15 protein-coding genes are annotated in these 22062 nt (G+C 60.4%); 6 read left to right on the forward strand and 9 right to left on the reverse strand.

The features are described from left to right. Positions 1-2: 2 nt before the first annotated feature. From uxaC to AC4D2M_RS11480, 3 genes are all read right to left on the reverse strand, one after another. The gene (uxaC, locus tag AC4D2M_RS11470) at positions 3-1418 is read right to left on the reverse strand and encodes a glucuronate isomerase (protein ID WP_490891991.1); all 1416 of its coding nucleotides are present in this window, start codon (positions 1416-1418) and stop codon (positions 3-5) included. 64 nt (positions 1419-1482) lie between these two features. Continuing rightward, complete coding sequence (locus AC4D2M_RS11475; protein WP_490891992.1) at positions 1483-2490, reverse strand: LacI family DNA-binding transcriptional regulator; 1008 nt, start codon at positions 2488-2490, stop codon at positions 1483-1485. Between the two features lie 137 nt (positions 2491-2627). Beyond that, positions 2628-4628: a hypothetical protein gene (locus AC4D2M_RS11480; protein WP_490891993.1), complete on the reverse strand. Its 2001-nt coding sequence runs from the start codon at positions 4626-4628 to the stop codon at positions 2628-2630. A 192-nt stretch (positions 4629-4820) separates the two neighbouring features. Here AC4D2M_RS11480 and AC4D2M_RS11485 point away from each other — a divergent pair, with 192 nt between their 5' ends. From AC4D2M_RS11485 to AC4D2M_RS11505, 5 genes are all read left to right on the forward strand, one after another. Continuing rightward, positions 4821-6056 (forward strand): family 1 glycosylhydrolase, encoded by a 1236-nt coding sequence (locus AC4D2M_RS11485; protein ID WP_490891995.1) that lies wholly within the window; start codon positions 4821-4823, stop codon positions 6054-6056. Continuing rightward, positions 6053-7087, forward strand: a complete 1035-nt coding sequence (locus AC4D2M_RS11490) for a Gfo/Idh/MocA family protein (protein WP_490891996.1) — start codon at positions 6053-6055, stop codon at positions 7085-7087. Before AC4D2M_RS11485 ends, AC4D2M_RS11490 begins: the two co-directional genes overlap by 4 nt. Then, complete coding sequence (locus tag AC4D2M_RS11495) at positions 7084-10146, forward strand: glycoside hydrolase family 2 TIM barrel-domain containing protein (RefSeq protein WP_490891997.1); 3063 nt, start codon at positions 7084-7086, stop codon at positions 10144-10146. Before AC4D2M_RS11490 ends, AC4D2M_RS11495 begins: the two co-directional genes overlap by 4 nt. A gap of 4 nt (positions 10147-10150) precedes the next feature. After that, positions 10151-11944: a beta-glucuronidase gene (uidA, locus tag AC4D2M_RS11500; protein ID WP_490891998.1), complete on the forward strand. Its 1794-nt coding sequence runs from the start codon at positions 10151-10153 to the stop codon at positions 11942-11944. Between the two features lie 112 nt (positions 11945-12056). Continuing rightward, complete coding sequence (locus AC4D2M_RS11505; RefSeq protein WP_490891999.1) at positions 12057-13412, forward strand: MFS transporter; 1356 nt, start codon at positions 12057-12059, stop codon at positions 13410-13412. On the opposite strand, the gene AC4D2M_RS11510 is transcribed toward AC4D2M_RS11505, so the two are convergent. Next, on the reverse strand, positions 13401-14453 hold the full coding sequence (locus tag AC4D2M_RS11510; protein WP_490892001.1) for a LacI family DNA-binding transcriptional regulator: 1053 nt from the start codon (positions 14451-14453) through the stop codon (positions 13401-13403). The two genes, AC4D2M_RS11505 and AC4D2M_RS11510, sit on opposite strands and share 12 nt — an antisense overlap. Positions 14454-14607: 154 nt before the next feature. Here AC4D2M_RS11510 and AC4D2M_RS11515 point away from each other — a divergent pair, with 154 nt between their 5' ends. Further along, positions 14608-15234 (forward strand): TetR/AcrR family transcriptional regulator, encoded by a 627-nt coding sequence (locus AC4D2M_RS11515; RefSeq protein WP_490892002.1) that lies wholly within the window; start codon positions 14608-14610, stop codon positions 15232-15234. Here AC4D2M_RS11515 and AC4D2M_RS11520 read toward each other — a convergent pair. From AC4D2M_RS11520 to AC4D2M_RS11540, 5 genes are all read right to left on the reverse strand, one after another. After that, entirely contained in the window at positions 15231-16742 is a 1512-nt protein-coding gene (locus tag AC4D2M_RS11520; RefSeq protein WP_490892004.1) for a glycoside hydrolase family 43 protein, read from the reverse strand. The two genes, AC4D2M_RS11515 and AC4D2M_RS11520, sit on opposite strands and share 4 nt — an antisense overlap. After that, positions 16739-17602: an ATP-binding cassette domain-containing protein gene (locus tag AC4D2M_RS11525; protein ID WP_490892005.1), complete on the reverse strand. Its 864-nt coding sequence runs from the start codon at positions 17600-17602 to the stop codon at positions 16739-16741. The genes AC4D2M_RS11520 and AC4D2M_RS11525 overlap by 4 nt, the downstream gene beginning before the upstream one ends. Positions 17603-17607: 5 nt before the next feature. After that, positions 17608-19413 (reverse strand): dipeptide/oligopeptide/nickel ABC transporter permease/ATP-binding protein, encoded by a 1806-nt coding sequence (locus AC4D2M_RS11530; RefSeq protein WP_490892006.1) that lies wholly within the window; start codon positions 19411-19413, stop codon positions 17608-17610. Further along, positions 19383-20324 (reverse strand): ABC transporter permease, encoded by a 942-nt coding sequence (locus AC4D2M_RS11535; RefSeq protein ID WP_490892007.1) that lies wholly within the window; start codon positions 20322-20324, stop codon positions 19383-19385. Before AC4D2M_RS11535 ends, AC4D2M_RS11530 begins: the two co-directional genes overlap by 31 nt. Positions 20325-20390: 66 nt before the next feature. Continuing rightward, positions 20391-21959 (reverse strand): ABC transporter substrate-binding protein, encoded by a 1569-nt coding sequence (locus tag AC4D2M_RS11540; protein WP_490892009.1) that lies wholly within the window; start codon positions 21957-21959, stop codon positions 20391-20393. Positions 21960-22062 lie beyond the last annotated feature (103 nt).

The following is a 22062-nucleotide window of genomic DNA, read 5'->3' on the forward strand; positions in this document are numbered from 1 at the left end:
GCTCACAGCTTGAAGACCCGTCGCGGCGCGCGGTCAACGACGTCGACGATCAGTTCCTGCGCGCGGTCCGGCGTGATGCGGTGCTCGGCCACGAGTCGGGCCAGGAACGAGGCTTCGATTCGGCGCGATGCATCGTGGCGGGCGGGGATGGAGCAGAACGCCCGGGTGTCGTCGATGAAGCCGGAGGAGCGTGAGAACCCTGCGGTTTCCGTGATGGCTGAGCGGAAGCGGAGCATGGCGTCGGGGGCATCGAGGAACCACCAGGGCGCACCGATGTACACCGACGGGTAGAACCCGGCCAGCGGTGCCAGCTCGCGTGAGAAGACGGTCTCGTCGAGCGTGAACAGGACCAGGTGGAAGTCCGGTGCTGTGCCGAAGTCCTGCAGCAGTGGGCGGATGGCCTCGGTGTAGCTGACCGGGAACGGGATGTCATGGCCGGTGTCGCCGCCGAACTTCTCGAAGCTGGGCAGGTGATGGTTGCGGTAGGACCCCGGGTGGATCGTCATGACCAAACCGTCCTGGACGGACATGCGCGCCATTTCGTACATCATGTGGGCCTCGAAGACATCGCGGTCCTCGGTGGTCCATTCCCCGCACCGTGCCCGGGTGAAGAGCTTCTCGGCATCGGACCGGTCCAGCTTGAGGGTTAGGGGCGTGCGCACTCCGTGGTCTGCGGACACCGCGCCGTGGTCCACGAAGTAGTGTCTGCGGTTTTCCAACGCCCGGATGTATCCGGCGTAGCCTGCTGCACCGTCACCGGCAGCTCCGATCAGCCGGTCTACGTTTTCCACCCAGTTGGGGTGCGCGATGTTGATGTACGCGTCGGGCCGGAATGTGGGAACCACCTTGCCGCGGAATGTGTCATCGGCTGCGATGGCGGCGTGGTGCTGCAGATCGTCCAGCGGGTCATCCGTGGTGGCCAGTACCTCGATATTGAAGTCGTGGAAGAGTTGGCGCGGGCGGAACGCGGGCTCACTCAAGCGCGACTGGAGTGCATCGAAGGTGCTGTCCGCTGTCTCCTCCGAGATTTCCTCGTCGAGTTTGAAAACATGCTCGAACTCTGAGCGGATCCAGTAGCCGGATGCAGTGCCGTCGAACAACGGCCATGCCTTGCAGAACTCGCGCCACACGCTACGGGGATCCGAGTTGGCGATCGGTCCCTGGTTGAGCCGGTCGAGTGGAACTCCGCTGGCATGGATGAGGCGCACCACGTAATGATCGGGTGTGACCAGCAGGGTCGCCGGATCCGGGAAAGGGGTGTCCTGAGCCAGCACGGCGGCATCGACGTGGCAGTGTGGGGAGATGATCGGAAGCGACTCCACAAGGGCGAACAAATCCCGGGCGATTGCCCGCACACCGGGTTCAGCCGGCAGAAGCCGATCCGGCTCGGCCGCGAGAGAAGAAATAGAAGAAGGCATGCGCCCAATCGTTGCCAAGGAGAACGAGCGTGGTCAACGAGTTGCCATTTGTTGGCAAAAACGCTCAGTCGGCTGCAGGCGCCGTCGAGTCGCGGACGATCAGGCGCGTCGGCAGAACTACCGGCTGGTTGGATCGCGAACGGGCGCCCGCCGCGAAGGCCAGCAGGTTGTTCACGGCAGTCGCCCCAAGCGAGTAAAGCGGTGCCTCAATTGTCGTCAGGGACGGCGTGATGAGGGCGGCCCCGTAGCTGTTGTCATGTCCAACTACACTCACATCTCCCGGCACGTTGAGACCACGCTGTTGAAGGGCGCGGATGAAACCGATGGCCATCTGGTCGTTGTACGCGATGACCCCAGGGGTTCGGTGTCGCAGCCACTCCGCGGCAACCTCTTCGCCTCCCCGGATGGTCGGCAGATAAGGTCCTGTCCGGCGGACAGAGAGCTCCAGCTCCGTGGCCACCGCACGCAGGGAGCGCCACCTCATGCCGTCGGCCCAAGATGCTTCAGGCCCGGCCAGATAGGTGATGCTGCGATGCCCCAACTCACCGAAGTGCTCGGCCGCGCGGCGGATCCCGCGCGGGTTGTCGGTGACAACGCTGGCCACGCCCTTGACAGCGCGGTTCATGACGATGAGCGGCTTCTGCTTGGCCATCATGCGTATGGCCGAATCCGACATGCGGGAACTGGAAAGGACGATTCCGTCGACCGACGTCAGTGCCCGTTCAAGTGCTTGGCGTTCCTTGCGCTCGGACTCCTCAGTGTGCGCGAACAGCACCGTGTAACCGGCTTCAGTCGCCGCGGCTTCCGCACCGCGCACCATCTCCGCGTACACAGGGTTCCTGATGTCCGCGATGACCAGTGCGATCATCGATGTTCGTTGTCCGCCGGGGTGCTGAATGCCGGCAACATGGGTGGAGCGATAGCCCACTTCGACAGCTGCGGCGAAGATTTTCTGTGCCGTGTGGTGGCTCACCCGGCCGGGTCGGGCGAACGCGCGGGAGACCGTCGATGCCGACACGCCGGCCACGCGGGCGACGTCATAGATTGAGGGCAAACCTCGCGAATCAGGCATCAGGACCTCCGCCACCACCATAGACCCGCCGAAGGCAACTATTTTCAACTGTTCTGTCTCCGCCAACCAAGGCCCATTCGAAGGTGGAGAATTTTCGCCCAGCATGGGGCGTTACTCGGAAATGGGTTAGAGGTGGTTCAGCTGACAACGATGCGTGCCCGCGCCAGGTTCTCGATCCTTGCCCAGGGCGAGTTCGCGTCACCTTCTCCCTGAGCTGTCACTCGCGCCGTGATGAAGTAGGTGCCGGGCTCGGTGAAACGGGCCGTATGGGTGAGGTCAACCCGGGTCGCTGGCTGAATTGTTTCTGCAGCGTCATAGACACCATCGCCGTCCAGATCCCATTCGACGCTAATGATCTCCCCCGAGCGGGAAGGCATATCGGCGGTTAATCTCAGCAGAACCGCCTTCCCTGAAGGAACTTCGGCACGGGAACGTGAGTTCGCGGTCAGCAGCGCAACCGGCTGCACGCCGCCGCGATCAGCTGCGGTAATCGGCACGACCACTTGTCCGTCCACAACTCTGTACGATGTCCCTGCTGCCGGCGTTTCATCCCGTTCAACCCAGGCGGCAAGCTGTCGCAAAGCCTCCTGCAGGGCACCAATATAGGGGATGGAGCGGGTGGGGTGTTCTTCCTCAGTACCGCCGTCACCGTGGAGGCCGTGGTCCACGTACCACAGACGGAAACGGGCATCGAATTGCTCACCCAGGTGTTCGTGAACCTTTTCTGCATACCAGTCGGCCTGCCACGGAAACGCTTCCCGATCCAGCAAGCAGGCAACGACGATCATTTTGCCCTCGAACTTTCCCGTTTGGACGGTTCCTGAGGCACCCTTGGCAAGCACCGGTCCGACGAGGAATGGGCGCTGTGGATAGGTGGGGGTACCGTCCGGATTACGGTACTGGTCCCATACTGTGTACTCCGGACCAGGTACTTGGTGCCTGTGATAGGTCTGCGCAGCAAGGACGTTGCTGTTGTCGATTGTGACTGTGTCGCCCGGTCTGAGGGCGTCCAGTGCTCGTCCCGCCTCCGAGATGCCGATGGTGGCAATATCGGCTTCAACATGCTCAAGGAAAATCCGAGTGCCTTCTGCGGACCCGGAACTGACCGTCAACTCGGCATTCTGAGTATTGATCGGTGCGTTGGTTGACAGCCGAACAGCGATGACCTGATCCTGCGTGGGTTCCGAGACTCGAAACGCTTGGTCCACACCGCCCCGCGGTCCGTGGCCCTGTCCAACGGCCTCCCCACGAATCAGCTCAGCGACCTCAACATTCCACTGCAATCTGTCCCGGTGGACGGAGGCGTCCGGATCGGCACCGAGGTAGCCCTGTTCTGTCCAGAACCTACTGAAGTAGTCGGGGTCCATGGCCAATAGCCCGGCAAATAGGGCGCCGAAAGCGTGGGAACCCATGGTTCGGTAGCCGAACCAGGATCGGGGAGGAAAGCCCATTCTGGTGACCTCGGTCAGCGCGTCCTGTTCCTCCGCACTCAGTTCCAGCATCTGCTTGTCGTTGCCGCCAGCATCGTATGCGTCATCGATGACGTCGAATTTCTCACGTAGTACCCGTTGTGCATGCATGCGGACGGTGAAGACGTTAGGCAGAGCCATGGGGCTTCCGATGACGTATGGGACGAAACCATCCCATACTCCGGAGGTGTTTTCCGCTCCGCCGATAGTGCGGAAACCTCCGCCGCTGCCTCCGTAGGCATAACCGAATGGTCTGTGTGCCCCATAGAATTCTGCGGCCAGACAGCGGGAGTAGTCTGCCGCTGCCGCGTTGGCCCGATAGGCGGAGATGCTGGGATCGTGGTCAGCTGCTGTTGGTGAAGACCCGTGTCCGCCCCCGTTGGTTTCAACGAAGTAGGCGCCGCTGGAGAAGGCAAAGCTGACTTTGTCTTCGCGCCCAGTGAGTGTCTGCGCCAGGTTTTCGCTGTCGGGAACGGGGGTGATGTGCTGGAAAAAGCGACCGCTGTACTCATGAACCGGCGGGAAGTATACGGAGAAGCAGGTGTCGGTTCCCTCGAAGCCACCATGGACATACCTGTGCCGGACGGGCAGGTCGCGCTCCTCGTCGATGTCCACGTACGGGGCTTCAAATCCAGGGTTCAGGGAATGGCCAGATTTGGTTTGCTCCATTGCGGTTCAATCCTCCGTGATGTCGGCCCTGCGGGTAGGGGTCAAGCGCAAACTTCGATGGGCGCTTAGCTCCGCGCTGGGTCTCTCTCAGGTCATCGAAATTAGTGACGCGTTTCTATTTTCATGTTAGCATCCTTTACATGGCAATCGGTTTCCGATTCACCTCTATCTGACAGATCGGCATGTACAAAGATGAACCTTTCGACGGAATTCCTCTGGGGAGCCTCGACCGCGCCCCATCAGACAGAAGGCAACAACTTAAACAGCGACTTCTGGGCCCGAGAACAACTCAGGGCTGGCATGGAACGCAGCGGCGATGCTGTTGACAGCTATCACCGGTACGCCGAGGATATGCAACTCTTGGCCGACGCTGGCCTCAACGCCTACCGGTTTGGGATCGAGTGGGCGCGCATCGAGCCGTCTCCCGGCCACTATTCCGGCGCTGAACTTGCCCACTACCGTCGTATGATCGACACCGCTCTCCGGTTGGGGCTGAAGCCCGTCATCACGCTGCATCACTTCACGAATCCCCGGTGGTTCGCTGAGGAGGGCGGGTGGATGGGCCCCCGGGCAATCGAGCGGTTCACAGCATATGCGGAAGTGGTTGCAGGCATCCTCCACGGCGTTGAGTGGATCTGCACCATGAACGAACCCAACATGGTCGCGTTGATGACGACGATGAGCCGGGCAGCTGAGCAGCAGAAGGATCAAAAGTGGCTTAGCCCCACCGTCGAGGGTGAGGCTCGCCCGGTCCTGCCTGACCCTGAGCCAGAGGTCGGTTACCGGCTTGTCGAAGCCCATCACGCTGTCCGCGACCTGTTGCGTGAACGAACCGGCGCGGCAGTGGGGTGGACTGTTGCGAACCAGGCACTGGTTGCTCTGCCAGGCGGGGAGGACATGTTGCGCGCGAAGCAGTTCGTCAGGGAAGATCTGTACCTTGAAGCTGCCCGTGGCGACGAATTCATCGGCGTTCAGTCCTACAGCAGCCAGAACGTCACTGCAGACGGCATCGTGCCCCACCCGCCACATCCTGACAACACGCTAGTTGGAAATGCCTACCGGCCCGACGCGCTCGGCATCGCCGTGCGACACACCTGGGAGGTTACAGGCGGTGTGCCGATCCTTGTCACCGAAAACGGCATCGCGACGGCAGACGATGAACGGCGCATCGCGTACACGCAAACCGCGCTGCAGCACCTGACCGCCGCGATGGACGACGGCGTTGACGTCCGGGGCTACCTGCACTGGAGTGCGCTCGACAACTATGAATGGGGCCACTGGGAGCCAACATTCGGGCTCATCGCCGTGGACCGGACAACCTTCGAGCGCCACCCCAAGCCGAGCCTCGCATGGCTCGGGAACGTAGCCAGGAGCGGGTCCATTGAATCGAAGGGCCAACCGGTCAGCTCGGGAACCAGGACATCATGAAGACCCTTCATGAGCCCGACACCGTGCCGGCCACCCTGCGCTGGGGGGTCGTGGGTACGGGGAGGATCTCAACGAGTGTGGTCGCGGACCTCGCCGAATGCGCGGGCACTGAGATCCTGTCCGTGCACAGCAGGGACTCCACAAAGGCTGCTGCCTTCGCCAGGCAGTTCGGGATCCCACGCTCGACTGATGACTTCGACGTCCTACTGGAAGACGAGGAGATCGACGTTGTCTACATCGCGACGCCCTTCGCCACTCATCATGCGATGACCCGACAGGCGCTGCTTGCGGGCAAACACGTCCTGGTCGAGAAGCCGATGGCGATGAGCGCAGACGAGGTTGCAGACCTGTTCCAGCTCGCTGCCGACCGTGACCTCTTCCTCATGGAAGGCATGTGGATGAAGTTTAATCCGGCATTCATCCAGTTGCAGGACGAGGTTGCCGCCGGGCGGATTGGCGAGCCCCGCAGCGTGCGGGCCATGTTCGGCATGCCGTTTCCGAAAGACGACGGCAGTCGCTGGGACCTTGCACGCAGCGGGAGCACGCTGCTGGACCAGGGCATCTATCCGGTGACGCTTGCACACGTCATCTTCGGGGAGCCGGAGTCAATCTATGCGGCAGGCACCGTTCGCGACGATGGGCTGGACCTTGCCGGGCATTTCACACTCGAGTACAGCGGGGGAAGATTCGCTCAATGTGCCGCCTCAACGGAGGAATTTGCTGACCTTTCCGGCTCGGTCAGCGGAACGAAGGGGTGGATGGTTCTCCCTGGGCCCTTTTGGGCGACCACATCGTTGCAGATGCACGCGGGCTCCTGGCAATCCATCATTCATAACCCTGTCGCCGTCGATCTGGATCGGGAAGGCAACGGGTACATCCCCATGCTGCGCGCAGTCAGCGAAGCCATCACTGCAGGTCTCACGCAACACCCGTGGCATACGGCAGTCGACACCGTTGCCGTTTTCCACACCCTCGACAAAATCCGTGCCGCCGTCGGAGCCGGCACGCCTACCCTGCAGAAGGCCAAGTGATCACCGACTTCACCGCGATGCCGGCCGACTTCTCAGGCCTGCATCCTGTTGGACGGCTGCCTATGACTTCGCTGCGTCGGCCGGTAGACGTTGACCTCGATGGTTCCTGGGACTTCCAGCTGGTGGAACGGCCCGATGCGCCGGTCAGCGACGTGTGGGGGAAGACGACGGTACCGGGCCTTTGGACCATGTCGGAGCCTACTGACCCGCCGCACTATACCAACGTGCCGATGCCTTTCGATGAGATTCCGCCGGAGCTACCCAAGCGCAACCCCACCGGTCTGTATCGGCGGAGCTTCGATTTGTCCCCGGAGCCGGGTAATCGGGCCATCCTGCATGTCGGTGCAGCGGAGTCGGCGCTTCGCGTGTTCATCAACGGTGCCCCGGTGGGACTGAGCACGGACTCCCACCTCGCAGCCGAATTCGACATCACCGAACACATAGCCCAAGACTCAAATGAAATCGTGCTCGTTGTCACCAAGTTTTCGGCCGAGAGCTACCTCGAGGATCAGGATCACTGGTGGCAGGCAGGGATTACCCGGCCGGTCTATATCTATACCGTTCCGGAGGTGCGCATCGACGACGTCGTGGCCGTCCCTGACTACGACGCAGATTCAGGGAAAGGGTCGCTGACCGTTGACATCGTGACCACCGGTCTGGCACACCTTTCCGCGGTCGATTGGTCGGTTCAGGTAGCAGTCCTGGGTCGCGAGGAGACCCTGCCCATCGCACCGCGGAGGGCAACAATGACTCTCCCGAAGCCAATCGACGAACGCGCCAGTAAGCCGAGTCCCCGGTTCCCGTCCGACTTCATGGACCTGCTGAGCATCCAGGCAGCCGGCGCGGAGGTGCCAGAACGGTTCGCCGCGATTGCGGGAAACTTCGCCCAGACAGTCACCCACGAGACGGCCGCCGGAAAGGCACGCTTCGAGCGGAAGGAGCTGGACGTTGCACCCTGGACGGCTGAAACACCACACCTGGAAAGTCTCGTTGTCCGCCTCCTTGATGCAGAGGGAAAGATTGTCGATGAGGTAAGCCTCCGTATCGGCTTCCGTCGGGTCGAAATTCGGGGCCGCGATCTTCTCGTCAACGGCCGGCGCATCCTCATCCAAGGGGTTGCCCGCCACGACGTCGATCCACGCACAGGTCGCGTGATGACAAGGGACTCCCTCCTGACGGAGCTTTCGCTGATGAAACGCAACAACGTCAACGCGGTGCGGACAGCGCACTACCCCAACGATCCGGTCTTCCTCGATTTGTGCGATGAAATCGGCTTTTATGTCGTGGACGAGGCAGACATCGAAGGGCATGCCTTCGCCGGCGAGATCGCCGACGATCCACTGTTCCTCCCTAGTTTCATGCGCCGCTACTCACGGATGGTGCTGCGTGACCGGAACCACCCCAGCGTCATCATCTGGTCGCTGGGAAACGAGACAGGGTACGGCGCAGCTCACGACGCCATGGCTGCCTGGTCCCGCAACATTGACCCCACCCGACCAGTGCATTATGAAGGCGCCATAGCAAACGATTGGCATGGGGGCCACGCCGCAACTGACATCGTCTGCCCGATGTACGGGTCCTTCCCGGCCCTCGAGTCATACGCCAGGGACAACCGGGCCGACCGCCCGCTGATCCTGTGCGAGTACGCCTTCTCCCTCGGAAACTCCATGGGCGGATTGGATGAGTACTGGCGCCTCTTCGAATCACTGCCGGGACTGCAGGGCGGCTTCATCTGGGGGTGGCGTGACCACTCCCTGGACCCTGACTGCGATGGCCGTTACCGCTACGGCGGCGACTTCGGCGACGAGCCTAATAGCGGAGCGATACTCAACTACGGGATCGTCTTCCCGGACCTCACGCCGAAGCCGGCACTCTTTGAAGCCCGGGGGGTCTTCGCACCCGTACGAATCACATCAGACGCTACAGCTGCCCGGGATGGTCGGCTCGAGATCCTCAACCGTCAGACGTTTGCCGACCTCAGTGGGCTTATGGCGGAGGTGCAGATCGAAACGGCTGCCGGCCCCGTCGAAGTAACCGGCCTTGACTTCCCTGATACTGCTCCGGGCACCCTGGCTCTGCTGCAACTTCCTGAGCAGGTGCGCTCAGCTGCGGGAGAGGCCGGTGCGCTGGCGCTGACGCTGACGCTGCGGACGCGGGCACACACACTGTGGGCGCCGGTCGGCACCGAAGTAGCGGTACTCCAGGTGGACCTCGGAGCCGAGCACTACCAGCTGACCACCGTTGATCCGATCAAGGTTGAGCTCAACCAGAATGGTTCACTTTCACATCCACTGCTGACTCGCCCGCCCGAACTGTGTCTCTGGCGCCCGCTCACAGATAACGACCGTTCCTTCGCCCTCGATAACCGCTTTGTGCGTTCCGGCTTCTTCGAGCTCGACCCGATCAAGTCCGAGATCGAGTACCAGGGACAAAATGCCATGGTCACCCGTACTTATGGCACCGCCTTTGGTGATGACATCGTCACGCACCGTCGCAGTATCACGGCCGCCGGCCCGGGCGACTGGATCATCGACGAGCACGTCATCCTGCCCGAATCCACCCGGGACGGTCTGCGCGTCGGCATCGAGTTTGAACTCATTGACGGCTTTGAAGAAGGACGCTGGGTAGGGCTCGGGCCTTGGGAAAACTATCCGGACCGCGGGCAGTCTGCGCTTCTGGGAGCTTGGGAGAGCAGAATCGATGACCTGGCAGTGCCCTACATCGTTCCCCAATCCAACGGCACGCGAGGGGGAGTGCGTGAACTCCTGCTCGAAGGTCCGGCAGGAACCGTCAAGACGGAGCATGCCAGCGCCTTGCACATGACCGTGTCGCGTTATTCGATCGAAGAACTCGAATCGGCTACCCACCGCTGGCGACTGCCCGGCTCTGCCAAAACCATCGTCAATCTAGACATCGTTCATCGCGGTGTGGGGACTGTATTCCTCGGACCTGACACGCTGCCCAAGCATCGCCTCGACGGCCACGAGTACGCCTGGCAGTGGCGGCTCACGCTCCACAACCCAACCAACGGAACATCCGCCAAGATTTCAAAGGACTAACTCCATGCTCAAACCACAAATGACCCCCACTCGCGAACTGGTTTCGCTCGACGGACTCTGGGCGTTCGACATCGAACGTGAATCACGGCCCCAGGTCTGGGCCGGCACCCTTGACAGCGGACTTGAGGCCGCCGTCCCTGCCAGTTACAACGATCTCTTTGTTGACCCCTCCATCCGCGACCATGTCGGCTGGGCCTGGTACCAGCGCAAAGTCTGCGTTCCGCGCAGATGGACTTCGGACCGGATCTTCCTGCGCGTGGACGCCGCCACCCATGAAGGCCGTGTTTACGTCAACGACTCACTCGTAGGACAGCACATCGGCGGTTACACCCCGTTCGAAATGGATATCACCGATTTGGTTGCTCCGGGGGAGGAGTTTCGGCTGACGATTGGCGTGAACAATGAGCTGACGAACATTACGATCCCTCCCGGGTCCATTACAGTGGCTCAGGACGGTCGCAGGCAGCAGAAATATCTGCACGACTTCTACAACTACGCTGGGCTTTCCCGCTCCGTCTGGCTCTACAGCACGCCCCAGCGACGGATCGAAGACGTCACAGTGGTGACCGGGATCGAAGGTACCACCGGAGTCGTGACGTATGACGTTCAGACATCCGACTCTTCGACAGTGCGGGTTCGCGCGGTGGATGCCTCTGGCATCCAGGTTGCGGAAACCGAAGGAGCATCCGGAAGCCTCCGTATTGAAGCTGCGACCTTCTGGAAGCCCGGAGCGGCCTATCTGTACAACCTCGTCACGGAGATCCTCGAAGACGGTGAGGTTATCGACAGCTACACACAATCCTTTGGCCTACGTACGGTCGAAGTGCGCGGTACCGAATTCCTTATCAATGGTGAGCCGTTCTACTTCACAGGGTTCGGCAAGCACGAGGACTCGCCCGTGCGGGGCAAAGGCCATGATGACGCCTATCTGGTGCATGACTTCCAGCTGCTGGAGTGGGTGGGCGCGAACTCATTCCGAACCTCCCACTATCCCTATGCCGAAGAGGTTATGGACTTTGCCGACCGTCACGGCATCGTCGTCATCGATGAAACAGCTGCGGTTGGGCTCAACCTCGCCGTGCAGGGAGGACTCACCGGTAAAGCAACAACACCCACGTTCTCACCTGAAACCTTCAACGATGAGACCCAGACCGCTCACGCCCGGGCGATCCGCGAACTGATCGCCCGGGACAAGAACCACCCAAGCGTCGTCATGTGGTGCATCGCAAACGAGCCATCCTCCAACGAGGACGGGGCCAGGGAGTACTTCGAACCGCTCGTGGAGCTGACCCGGTCGCTTGATCCAACCCGCCCGGTCACCTATGCGGTCGTCATGTTCGCCACATTCAAGAATGACAAGATCGCTGACCTCTTTGATGTCATGTGTCTCAACCGCTACTACGGCTGGTATGTCGCCACAGGAGACCTGACCACAGCTGAGACCTATCTCAGAGGTGAGTTGCAGGGGTGGGTTGAGACGTTTGGAAAGCCCATCATGATGGCGGAGTACGGAGCCGACACGCTCCCAGGCCTGCACTCCGTATGGGACATGCCATGGACGGAGGAGTATCAGGCGGCCTATCTGGATATGAACCACAGGGTCTTCGACAGCATTCCGTCATTCGTGGGCGAACAGGTCTGGAACTTCGCAGACTTCCAAACCTCCAACGGCATCCACCGCGTCGACGGCAACAGGAAGGGAGTTTTCACTCGGGACCGCAAACCCAAGTCGGCGGCCCACGCACTCCGCGCTCGCTGGCGAGGCCTCGAGAACCAGAAGCCAGGAGCCGGCATCTAAGACGCTCTGCGGACACAGATGGAGCGTAATTACAACGTGGATGTCCTTTCCCCTCGAGGAGCGGAACTCCCGAACTTGAGAGGCGGTGCCCACCTTGGTTGCTAGAGAGGAAGTGGCAGGGCGTTCGGAGCAGTTCGAGGCGGAGGCCGGGCGGATACCGAAGTCGAACGTCGCGCTGCCCTCGCCTCCCGCGATCGAGTCGCCGTCACCTGACATTGCCGAAGATCGGCCGCAGCCTGTCAGTCGGGCAACGGTGGTTCTTCTTGTTATGGCAACTTTCGGCGGTGGCATGGCGATGATCGTGCCGATGGCCTTTTCCCTGGCCCTCAGGCTCGACCAACTGGCACCGGGGCGTGAGGAGTTCCTGGGGTACATGCTCGGGATCGGTTCGTTGTGTTCTCTGATCGCTGCACCGCTCACTGGCATCCTGAGCGACAGAATGAGGTCCCGATGGGGCAGGCGGCGGCCGTTCACCGTGATCGGTATGGTTGTTGGGCTGGCGGCGATCCCCGTCATGGCCTTCGCTCCGAATGTTGCCCTGCTTGGGGTCGGTTGGGTTCTTTCAACCGTTGGGTGGGGTACGGCTGTTGGTTCCATCGGTAACTACCAGGCTGACAACCTGACAGGGTTCCAGCGGGGCAAGGTATCCGGTCTTACGGGCCTGACCATGCAAATTTCACCTGTCATTGGGATCATTCTCGTCGGTAGGGTTGCTGCTGATGCGTTGTGGGTATTCTTGCTGCCCGCAGCCGTCGGAACGCTTTTTGTTGCCGCCTTCGTCATCCTTGCCCCGGAAAAGGATTCTCGGGGGCTCGCGCTATCCGGCCGACTTTCGCTCGGAAGCGTGCTCAAGAGTTTTGTTTTCAACCCCAAAGAGCATCCGGCATTTGCGTGGACGTGGGCGGGGCGTTTCGTTTTCTTCCTCGGACTGTCCCTAACGACCAGCTATGCAGCATTCTTCTATGCGCAACGGCTGGACATGAGCGTCGCTGAGGTGGCGACCGTTATCGCCGTTATTTCCGGTGCAAGCATTGTCACTTCTACCGTTGGCGCATTGGGCGGGGGATGGTTCTCCGACCGTGCCAACCGCCGGCAACCCTTCATTTTGTTGGGGACCGTAATTTACGGAGCAGGCACGATAGTGTCGGCCTTCTCTCACGACTTCATCACCCTCATCGTAGGCTCCTTGATCTCGTCCATGGGGGTTGCCGCCTTCATCGCGGTAGGACAGGCACTCGTGCTCGATGTCCTCCCACACCGGGAATCACAAGCAGGAAAATTCATGGCGATCACGAGCTTCTCCCAGAAAATTCCGGCGGTGCTTGCCCCCGGACTAGCCCCCGCCCTCCTGGCTATCGCGGCAACCGGGAACGACAAAAATTACACTGTGCTGTTCCTTGTCGCCGGTGCCCTCGCCCTCATCGGCGGACTGGTAACAGTGCTCGGTGTCCGCGAGTCAAACAACTGATGTCTTTGCCCCTGCAACGACCGGGGCGGTTGATCCACGAGGCACGAGTTCTGTGATGAGCTCGACCGGAGCAGGTTCATTGTGACCGCGCGCAAACTCCACGAGGCGACGTACAGCGTACTCGCCGACCGTGCCCACAGGGGTACGGATCGTAGTCATCGGAGGAGAAGTGAACGCGGAACCGAAGATGTCGTCGAATCCGATGATGCTTAGGTCTTCCGGTACTGCGATGTTCGCTTCCTGGCAGGCAGTGAGCAGGCCGATGGCCATAAGGTCGTTGTAGGCAAGGACCGCTGTCGCCTCGGCCGCCTGGATGCGGTGGAGTCCATTATGGCCACCTTCCACAGTGGGCTGCCCCGGACCGATTTCGACAATGTACATGTTTCGTTTCAGGGCTTCTTCAGAAATGACTTCCCAGCGGAGGGAGTTCATCCAGGAGTTGGCTGGGCCGGACAGGAACGCGAGAGAACGATGGCCGAACTCGGCGAGATGATCCAGGGCATGTGTGATTCCCGGAACGACGTCGGGAATCACACTCGGCAGCCCTGCCACAGTTCGGTTAACGAGCACGACAGGTTTGCGGGCTGCGGAGGCGCGGATATCGCGCTCGGACAATCGTGTCCCCACCAGAACCAGCCCGTCAACCGAGACCAGAAGGCGCTGGACAGTTTGTGCTTCCAACTCCGAAGACTCCTGCGACTCGGCAAGGACCAAGGTATAACCTTCGGCTTCCGCGGCCCGCCCTGCACCGCGAATGAGGTCGAAGTAGACGGGGTTAGTGATGTCGGACATGACGAGACCAACCGTACTTGTCATCCCGGTGGGCAGCGCCCTGGCCATGGGATTGATCCTGTAATCCAGGGCGGTTGCCGCATCGCGGATGCGTTGCCCTGTCTTGGCATTTACCCGACCAGGATTGCTCAAAGCCCGGGAAACCGTGGACGGATTGACGCCGGTGACTCGGGCGATGTCGTAGATTGTCGTCTGACTCTTGCGGGCGGGACGAGCCGCATTCCCTTCATCCGCGATGTGTTCATTCACTTTGAGGTTTCCCTCGTCGTGCAACCTTTTTCACGCCACATAGGTTCCTCCCCCTGACCGGCTTTCAAGCTACGGCTTTGTTTGATATGGCCAATGAAATTACTATTCTGATGCTATTTTGGTTCTAGAAGCACAGGCGACGATAGGAACCACCATGCCCACGGCCACGGCCAAACAGCGGGGACCGTACGCGAAAACCGCAGCTCTGCAGTCGAGGATCCTCGAAACGTGCATCGAGCTCTTTGGGCAGACGGGATTCCACAACCTGACCATGAAGGACGTGGCCCTCCGGGTAGGCATCAGCCACACAGGGCTCCTTCACCACTTCGCTAATAAAGACGAGTTGCTCTCTGGCGTCCTGAAACTCAGAGACCAGAAAAGAAGGGAGTTTTTTCGAGAGCGCGGCGTGGACGTGGTCACAGTGCCCGAAGATAGTGCGGCCATAAAGGCGCTGCTGAAGGCCGTTGCCGCAAACGACCTGCAGCCCGGTCTGATCGAGTTGCACAGTACGCTGTCTACTGAGGCCAGTTCTCCTGACCATCCGGCGCATGAGTACTATCGCCAGCGCTATACTGCAGCCATAGGACTCTATACCGGTGCGTTCGCAGCATTGGCAGGCCGGGGCGAGCTGAAGAGTGAGAGCGCTCCGGAAGATCTGGCGGCAATGTTCGTTGCTTTGACCGACGGACTGCAAATCCAATGGCTGTACAACCGGGACACGGAGCGGCTTAACAGACATGTCCGTCAGTTCCTCCGTTCGTTCATTCCCGATATTGACTAAGACGCAACTTCGGCGGATTCGTGGCCTGCCTCCTGGACTCTTGATGCCGGAAATCCTTGATATCCGAAGCTGACCAGTCTTGCGGGTGACCCCAGCGCCTCGACGCCGATGACCCGTCCGGTGAAACCGCCAGCGACTTCTGTTGAGAGATAGCGACCGTCTACACTTGCAAGGCTCCGGAACTCGTTGTTTCTCAGGTAACCCAGTTTGAGGGTGTCGGGACCACTGCGGAACCGGCGCTCAGCACCATGTCCCATGGCTCGAATGGCTAGCGGTGCATCTGGAAAGACCCCGTCCTGGACGGCCAGTTCTTGATCGAGTGGTCCCACTACCAGACGTGCCGACAGGCGATGCCCTCGCCTTTCAACTCCGGCCCAGTGTTGATCATCGATCCGCACGACGAGGCCGGCATCACCTTCTGGAAGTGTTGCAACGGCGGTCCACTCTGGATCGCGAGCCCTCACACCCAGCAGGCTGACCGACTCGGTTTCCTCGATCCTTCGGCCGGCGGAGAGAATGAGCCCGGATCTTCCATCACGGGCAGCGAAGGAGTTCGGGTCGACACCTGGAGAGATCCATCGGGGGTCCAAACGTTCGGTGGAGAATTGATCGATGAACGACGTGTGGGACCTCGGAGGGGCGAATGTTTCAGGCTGGACGACGGGCCAATCCTCCACCCAGTCCACTCCCGCGATAAACGTTTCCCGTCCATTGACGTGGTACTTCGGAAAGGAGCCGCGCGGGCGCACGCCCAAGTGAACCATCGCCCAGTTGCCGTCGGTGCATTCAACCAGGTCGCCGTGGCCGGTGTTTTGAACAGCGTGCGGAGTGCTCCGACGGGAGAAGATTGGATTAAGCGGATGTCCGTGGAACTTGCCACCGATGGAGCGGGAACGTGCAATTGAGACGGAATGCCCGTGATGGGTGCCGCCCTCCGCCGCCAGGAGGTACCACCAGCCGTTGCGGTGAAAAAGATGCGGACCCTCGGGGTGTGCAAGCCCGGTACCTGTCCATAATTCGTGCGGATCTGACTGTAACTCGCCGGTGGCCGGGTCCACGGTTGCGTGGAATATACCGCCCATGGGGTTGGCCCAGGTGAGGTGGCAGGTTCCTTCATCGTCCCAGCACAGGTCCGGATCAACTCCCACTGCGCCGGTCGTGTACACCGGGTCTGTCCATGGGCCGGCTGGGTCACTGGCGCGGACGATAAGGTGGCCTCGGCGGATGTCGGTGATGTTCGTGGTCGCCAGCCAGAATTCGCCGTCGTGGAACCGGAGTGTTGGTGCGTAAATACCTCCACCAGCGCCCGTGATACCCGGGCGTACATTCAGCTGACTCTCTCGATCGAGAACATTACCGATCTGCTTCCAGTCAATCAGGTTCTTGCTATGGAAAATGGGCACGCCCGGAAAGTATTCGAAGCTGGAGTTCACCAGGTAGTAGTCGTCGCCTACCCTGCAGATGGACGGGTCCGGGTGGAAGCCCGGGATGATCGGTTCTGAAGTCATGCGCGGACAACACCTGCCTGCAGGTCCTGCTCACGGTGGAGTTCCAAGAGCCGTCGTCGTTCAGCGCGCCGTTTCTCCTGAGCCAGCGGATCAGCTATCGGGGCAGCGAGCAAAAGCCGCTGGGTGTAAGGGTGTTCAGGGTCCGACGTCACCACTTCAGCCGACCCTGTCTCAACGATGTCCCCCTTATAGACGACGCTGACCCTGTGACTGACATGCCTCACGACCGCAAGGTCGTGGGAGACAAACAGGTATGCCACCCCGGTTTGACGCTGGATATCGATGAACAGGTCCAGTACCCGTGCCTGGGTAGAGAGGTCAAGGGCAGAAACCGGTTCGTCGCACACAATGAGCTTTGGCTCGGGCGCCAGAGCGCGGGCGATCGCAACCCGTTGACGCTGACCACCGCTGAACTCCCGTGGAAGCCGTTCAATGGCGTCAGTCGGCAGCCCTACCTGGTCAAGGAGCATCCTGACACGCGCCCGTGCATCCTTCCGGGTACGCCCTTGAATGATGAGAGGCTCGCTGAGGATGTCACCGATCGTCATGGATGGGTTGAGCGAGGTGTAAGGATCCTGGAAGACTACCTGGATGTCCTTGGATAGTTCGCGACGCTGTTTGGGACTGACGTGGGTGATGTCCCGATCCCTGAAGGTGATTTCGCCGCCGCTGGGTTTGACCAGCCCCAGTACCGCGCGGCCGATGGTGGTCTTGCCGGAACCAGATTCGCCAACGACACCGAGAGTCTCTCCCTCGCTTATCGTTAGGGAAACCCCATGCAGGACCTCCTGTGGCTTGGCGCGGAAACCTCGGCCGGCGTATGCCACCCTCAATTGTTTTACATTAAGCAGGGTGCTCATCAGCGCTACTTTCCGACCGTGCTGGGGAGAGCCGTAGGGCCGTCCTTACGCACCGTGGTCTCGTCGAGGATGGAGTCTAAAAGCATGGTGGTGTACGGATGCTGTGGGTTCTGGAAGATGTCCAAGGCACTTCCCGACTCCACGATCTGTCCAGCCTGCATCACGGAAATGTGGTCACAGATGTCTGCGACGACGCCGAAATTATGGGTGACGAGGAGTACCGCCATGTTCAGTTCTGCCTGCAGCTCCCGCAGGAGGTCCAAGATTTCCGCTTGCACGGTGACGTCAAGGGCGGTGGTCGGTTCGTCAGCGATGAGAAGCTTTGGTCGGCTGGCAACGGCTCCGGCGATCAGAACACGTTGGGCCATACCTCCGGAAATCTGATGCGGGTAGGAGTGGAAGGTACGTTCCGGGTCCTGAATGCCAACACGCGTCAGGAGTGCGATCACACGTTCCTTAGCGTCCTTGGCCGACATATCAGAGGTCGCGCGAATTCCTTCGACCAGTTGGGCGCCCACTGAAAAGGACGGATCCAGATTCGACATCGGCTCCTGGGGAATGTAGGCGATGGACCGTCCACGGAGGGAGCGCATCTCCCGTTCGCTGAGGCCAAGAAGGTCCCGGCCATCCAACTTTATTGATCCGCGTGTTATGACCGCCTCAGGAGGTAGGACGCCGAGGACAGCGAAGGCAGTCTGCGTCTTCCCCGAGCCGGACTCACCAACCAAACCCAAGGTCTGGCCGGCGGCCAAGTCCAGGTTCACGCCGTTGACCACTTCCTGCAGTTCGCCCGTTGGCGTCGGATAAGCGATCGCAAGGTCTCTAACGGCCAGCAGCAACGGTTCTTCACTGGTAACTTGCTGGTCGGATGGTTTCACTTGAACCTGTGCCCTGGGACGCTTTGCTGCTTTGGGTCGGACGCCTTCGAACGCGTCACGCAGTGCATTACCGAGTAGCACCATTGAGGCTGTAATGACGCCCAGAAGCAGGCTCGGCCAGAGGAATTGACCTGGCTCCTCGTACAGGTTCAGGAATCCGTCAGCGATCATCGCACCAAAGCTGGGGATGGTGTTGGAGCCGACACCGAGGAACGCCAGGCCCGACTGCAACGTGATTGCTGAACCGGCAAGAAAGGCTGCGGCGATGATGATAGGTCCCCGAACAACGAAAAGAACATGCCGAGCCAGGATGCGGATATCGGAAAGGCCCGATACTTTCGCTGCATCAACGAACAGTTCGTTCTTAACGCCCACAACCTGGTTGCGGACAATCCGATAGATCCCGGGAGAGAGCAGGATTCCGAAGATGAACATGGTAGCGCGGTAGTCACCCTTCGTGACCGGCATGAGGATGATGAGGAGGAGGATCCCGGGGAAGGTCATGATAAGGCTGAAAACCCACTCCGTGGCACCTTGGATCTTACGCCCGTAATAGCCGCCGATGAGTCCGAAAATGACGCCGATTGTGAGGGCGACACTGGCTCCGATCAAGCCGGAGATCATGCTCGTGTTGATGGAGTGGAGCAGGCGGGTGAAGATGTCTTGCCCGTTCTGGTCTCCGCCCAGGGGATAACCTGGTGTCCCAAACGGTGCGTTGATGGCGTCCAGGGACGCCTCGTTCGGCCCGTGCTGGGTTAGAACCGGAGTCAGGATTCCAAGAAGGGTAATAGCGAGCAGAAGTGACGCTGTGATGACAGCTTGGGGGTCCCCCAGCAGTTTCCGCCATACCGACTTGCGGGGGGCAGCTGTTCGGACCGGTTCGACGATGAGTTCTTCGACGCTCAAAAGATTCTCGCTTTCGGATTGAGCCACCCGTTCACAAGGTCGACTAGGAGGTTAATGGAGACTACGAGCATCACGCTGAACAGCGTGATGCCCATGATCACGGTGATGTCCCCCTGCAGGGAGGAGTTGAACGCAAAGGTGCCGAATCCAGGTAGCGCGAATACCTTCTCAATGATGAGAGCTCCACCGAGCATGGCGATGAACTCAAAGGATAGGACGGTAAGTGCGGGCCCGGCGGCGTTACGCAGGGCGTGCTTGAGAACGATGGACCGCGTGGAGATTCCCCGCGTGCGGAGGGTCCGCACATAGTCCTTTCGCATTTCGTCGATCATCGTGCCACGGACTTGGGCAGTGATATTCGCGGCGCCACCGATGACGAGGACAATGACGGGAATGGTGATGGTGGCTGCCCACCTACCTGGGTCCACACTGAACGGGGTGTACCCCGTCGCAGGCAGTAGACGCAGGTTAACGGCGAAGACCACCACCAGGACGATCGCGATGAGCAGACCCGGAACGACGTAGCCCACCAGAGACGCTGCCTGCGCCAGGCGGTCCACTACGCCGCCTCGAACAGCCGCGACGACACCGAGCGTGACGCTGATAACCACGGTGATGGCCAAAGCGACAAGCACGAGGGACAATGTGACGGCCAACCGCGACGCTACCGCCGGCCCAACGGGTTCGCTCGTGAACAAAGAGTTACCGAAGTCGCCGCGGAGTACTCCGCCCAGCCAGTCGAAGTACTGGATCAGTACTGGCCGGTCAAAACCCAGGTCGGCTGTCATCGCTGCTATAGCTTCCGGTGTTGCTACGCTGCCCAGTCGGGCGCGAACGACCGAGTCGAAGGAAAAACTGAGCAGAAAGAAAGTGATCAGCGTCACCAGTAATGCAAGCAGGATGCCTGTTCCGAAGCGACGCAGGATATAGGTGGTCATTGGATGTCCTTCAAGCAGTAAGCAGGGAGGTGGGTCCCGGGCGGCGACGTCCGGGACCCACCATTTTTACTTCGTGACGCCGAACGCCCGGATGGTGCTACTGGTGTTTGAACCATCACCCAGGTACTCGATGCCATCTTCGGTTGCCCAAATTGTGCCGATGTAGAACAACGGCGAGTCCAAGGCGTTGTCTACGATGTAGGTGTTGATCTCCTTGTACAGCTCAGCAGCCTTGGCTTCATCGGTCTCGAGGCTGACCTCGGTCATGAGCTCCTCCAGCTCGGGCGGCGTGGCCGCAAACGGGTTGAGGAAGCCATCCTCACCAAAGTTGTTCTGGAGCTCGCGCGGGGTGACGTTGAGTCCGTCGATGAAGAACACCATCGGGAACCTCTTGGAGGAAACGGAAGCAGCCGTATCTTGCGGGGGAACAGGCTCCCAAGTCACGTTGATCCCGATGTCAGCCAGCGGTTGAGCGATAAGCGGCTCAAACGACCTCGAAATCACGGTGCTGGGCATGGTGACGTCGAACCCGTCCGGGTATCCCGCCTCGGCAAGGAGCTTCTTAGCACCTTCAGGGTCGAACGTGTAGGTGCCCTCCAGTGAGGGGTCGTACGCTACACCCTTCGGGTTGAAGATTTGCACAGTTGCCTTACCGGAACCGCGCAGGACCTGCTCAACCAGCTTCTCCCGGTCAAAAGCCATGTTGATGGCCTGCCGGACGCGTTCGTCCGCGAGAGGTTCAAGGATCGTGCCTTCACGATCCGCCAAGACGAGGTTAGCGATCGCAGTGGCCTCGACCTTGGCAGTGTCGAACCCAGCAGCCTCGATCTGCTCAACCTGCTGAGCCTCGACGTTTCCGGCATCGAGCTCCCCGGCCTGCAACGCGTTGAAAACAGCAGTTCGGTCCTGGATGACGCGGACCGTCAGGGTCTCAAAGGGGTACGCCTCGGCGTTCCAGTAGTCGTCCCTACGCTTCAGAACATAAGTTGTCCCAGAAACGGTTGCACCTTCGTCAAGGATGTAAGGTCCCGACCCGACCGGATTCAACGCCGTGGTCTCATCATCAAGAGTCTCAGGGTCACCAATCACTCCTGCGGCGAGGGCAAGATTCGTAAGCAGCGAAGGGTCCGGTTGTGTCAGGGTGAGCACCACGGTTCTGTCGTCAGTGGCTTCGATCGACTGAACGGTAGACAGCTTGCCCTGCTGCTGACCAGGGGTAGTTCGGGTCCGCTCGAGTGTCCCTGCGACGTCTTCTGCCGTCACCGGGTCACCGTTGCTGAAAGTCATCCCTTCCCGCAGGGTCAGTGACAAAGTGAGGCCATCCTCCGACAGCTCCCAGCTTTCCGCTGCGTTCGGCTGAAGTTCGCCGGAGTTATCAATATAAAGAAGCGTGTCGAAAACGGATCCCCAGACATAAGTCTGCTGACCCTCCTGAAGTTGGGCGGGATCAAGGGAAGCCGGCGCTGCACCGACCGCCAGGGCAATGGTGGCGTCGGAGCTGGCGCCAGTTGCACCGGGATCGGCTTCTTCCTGATCAGTACCGCCAGAGCAGGCAGTCGTCGCCAGCAAAACAACTGCTGCAACTGAAGTAGCGATTCCGGAACGGAATCTAGGTCGGGTCACACGGGTGATCACAAGAGCTCCTTTGGTCATGGAATGAGTGGCCTTCACCGCAAGCAGTCAACCTGGGGCAGCCTTAGAGGAAATTAGTAACGTATTTCTAATTTCGTACTGAAAC

It is taken from the genome of Arthrobacter sp. TJ-270 (assembly GCF_058269075.1).

Bases quoted from the DNA above. Each gene is read 5' to 3' on its own strand.
- uxaC (WP_490891991.1), bottom strand. From the start codon at position 1,418: ATGCCTTCTTCTATTTCTTCTCTCGCGGCCGAGCCGGATCGGCTTCTG.
- AC4D2M_RS11475 (WP_490891992.1), bottom strand. From the start codon at position 2,490: ATGCCTGATTCGCGAGGTTTGCCCTCAATCTATGACGTCGCCCGCGTG.
- AC4D2M_RS11480 (WP_490891993.1), bottom strand. From the start codon at position 4,628: ATGGAGCAAACCAAATCTGGCCATTCCCTGAACCCTGGATTTGAAGCC.
- AC4D2M_RS11485 (WP_490891995.1), top strand. From the start codon at position 4,821: ATGAACCTTTCGACGGAATTCCTCTGGGGAGCCTCGACCGCGCCCCAT.
- AC4D2M_RS11490 (WP_490891996.1), top strand. From the start codon at position 6,053: ATGAAGACCCTTCATGAGCCCGACACCGTGCCGGCCACCCTGCGCTGG.
- uidA (WP_490891998.1), top strand. From the start codon at position 10,151: ATGCTCAAACCACAAATGACCCCCACTCGCGAACTGGTTTCGCTCGAC.
- AC4D2M_RS11515 (WP_490892002.1), top strand. From the start codon at position 14,608: ATGCCCACGGCCACGGCCAAACAGCGGGGACCGTACGCGAAAACCGCA.
- AC4D2M_RS11520 (WP_490892004.1), bottom strand. From the start codon at position 16,742: ATGACTTCAGAACCGATCATCCCGGGCTTCCACCCGGACCCGTCCATC.
- AC4D2M_RS11525 (WP_490892005.1), bottom strand. From the start codon at position 17,602: ATGAGCACCCTGCTTAATGTAAAACAATTGAGGGTGGCATACGCCGGC.
- AC4D2M_RS11535 (WP_490892007.1), bottom strand. From the start codon at position 20,324: ATGACCACCTATATCCTGCGTCGCTTCGGAACAGGCATCCTGCTTGCA.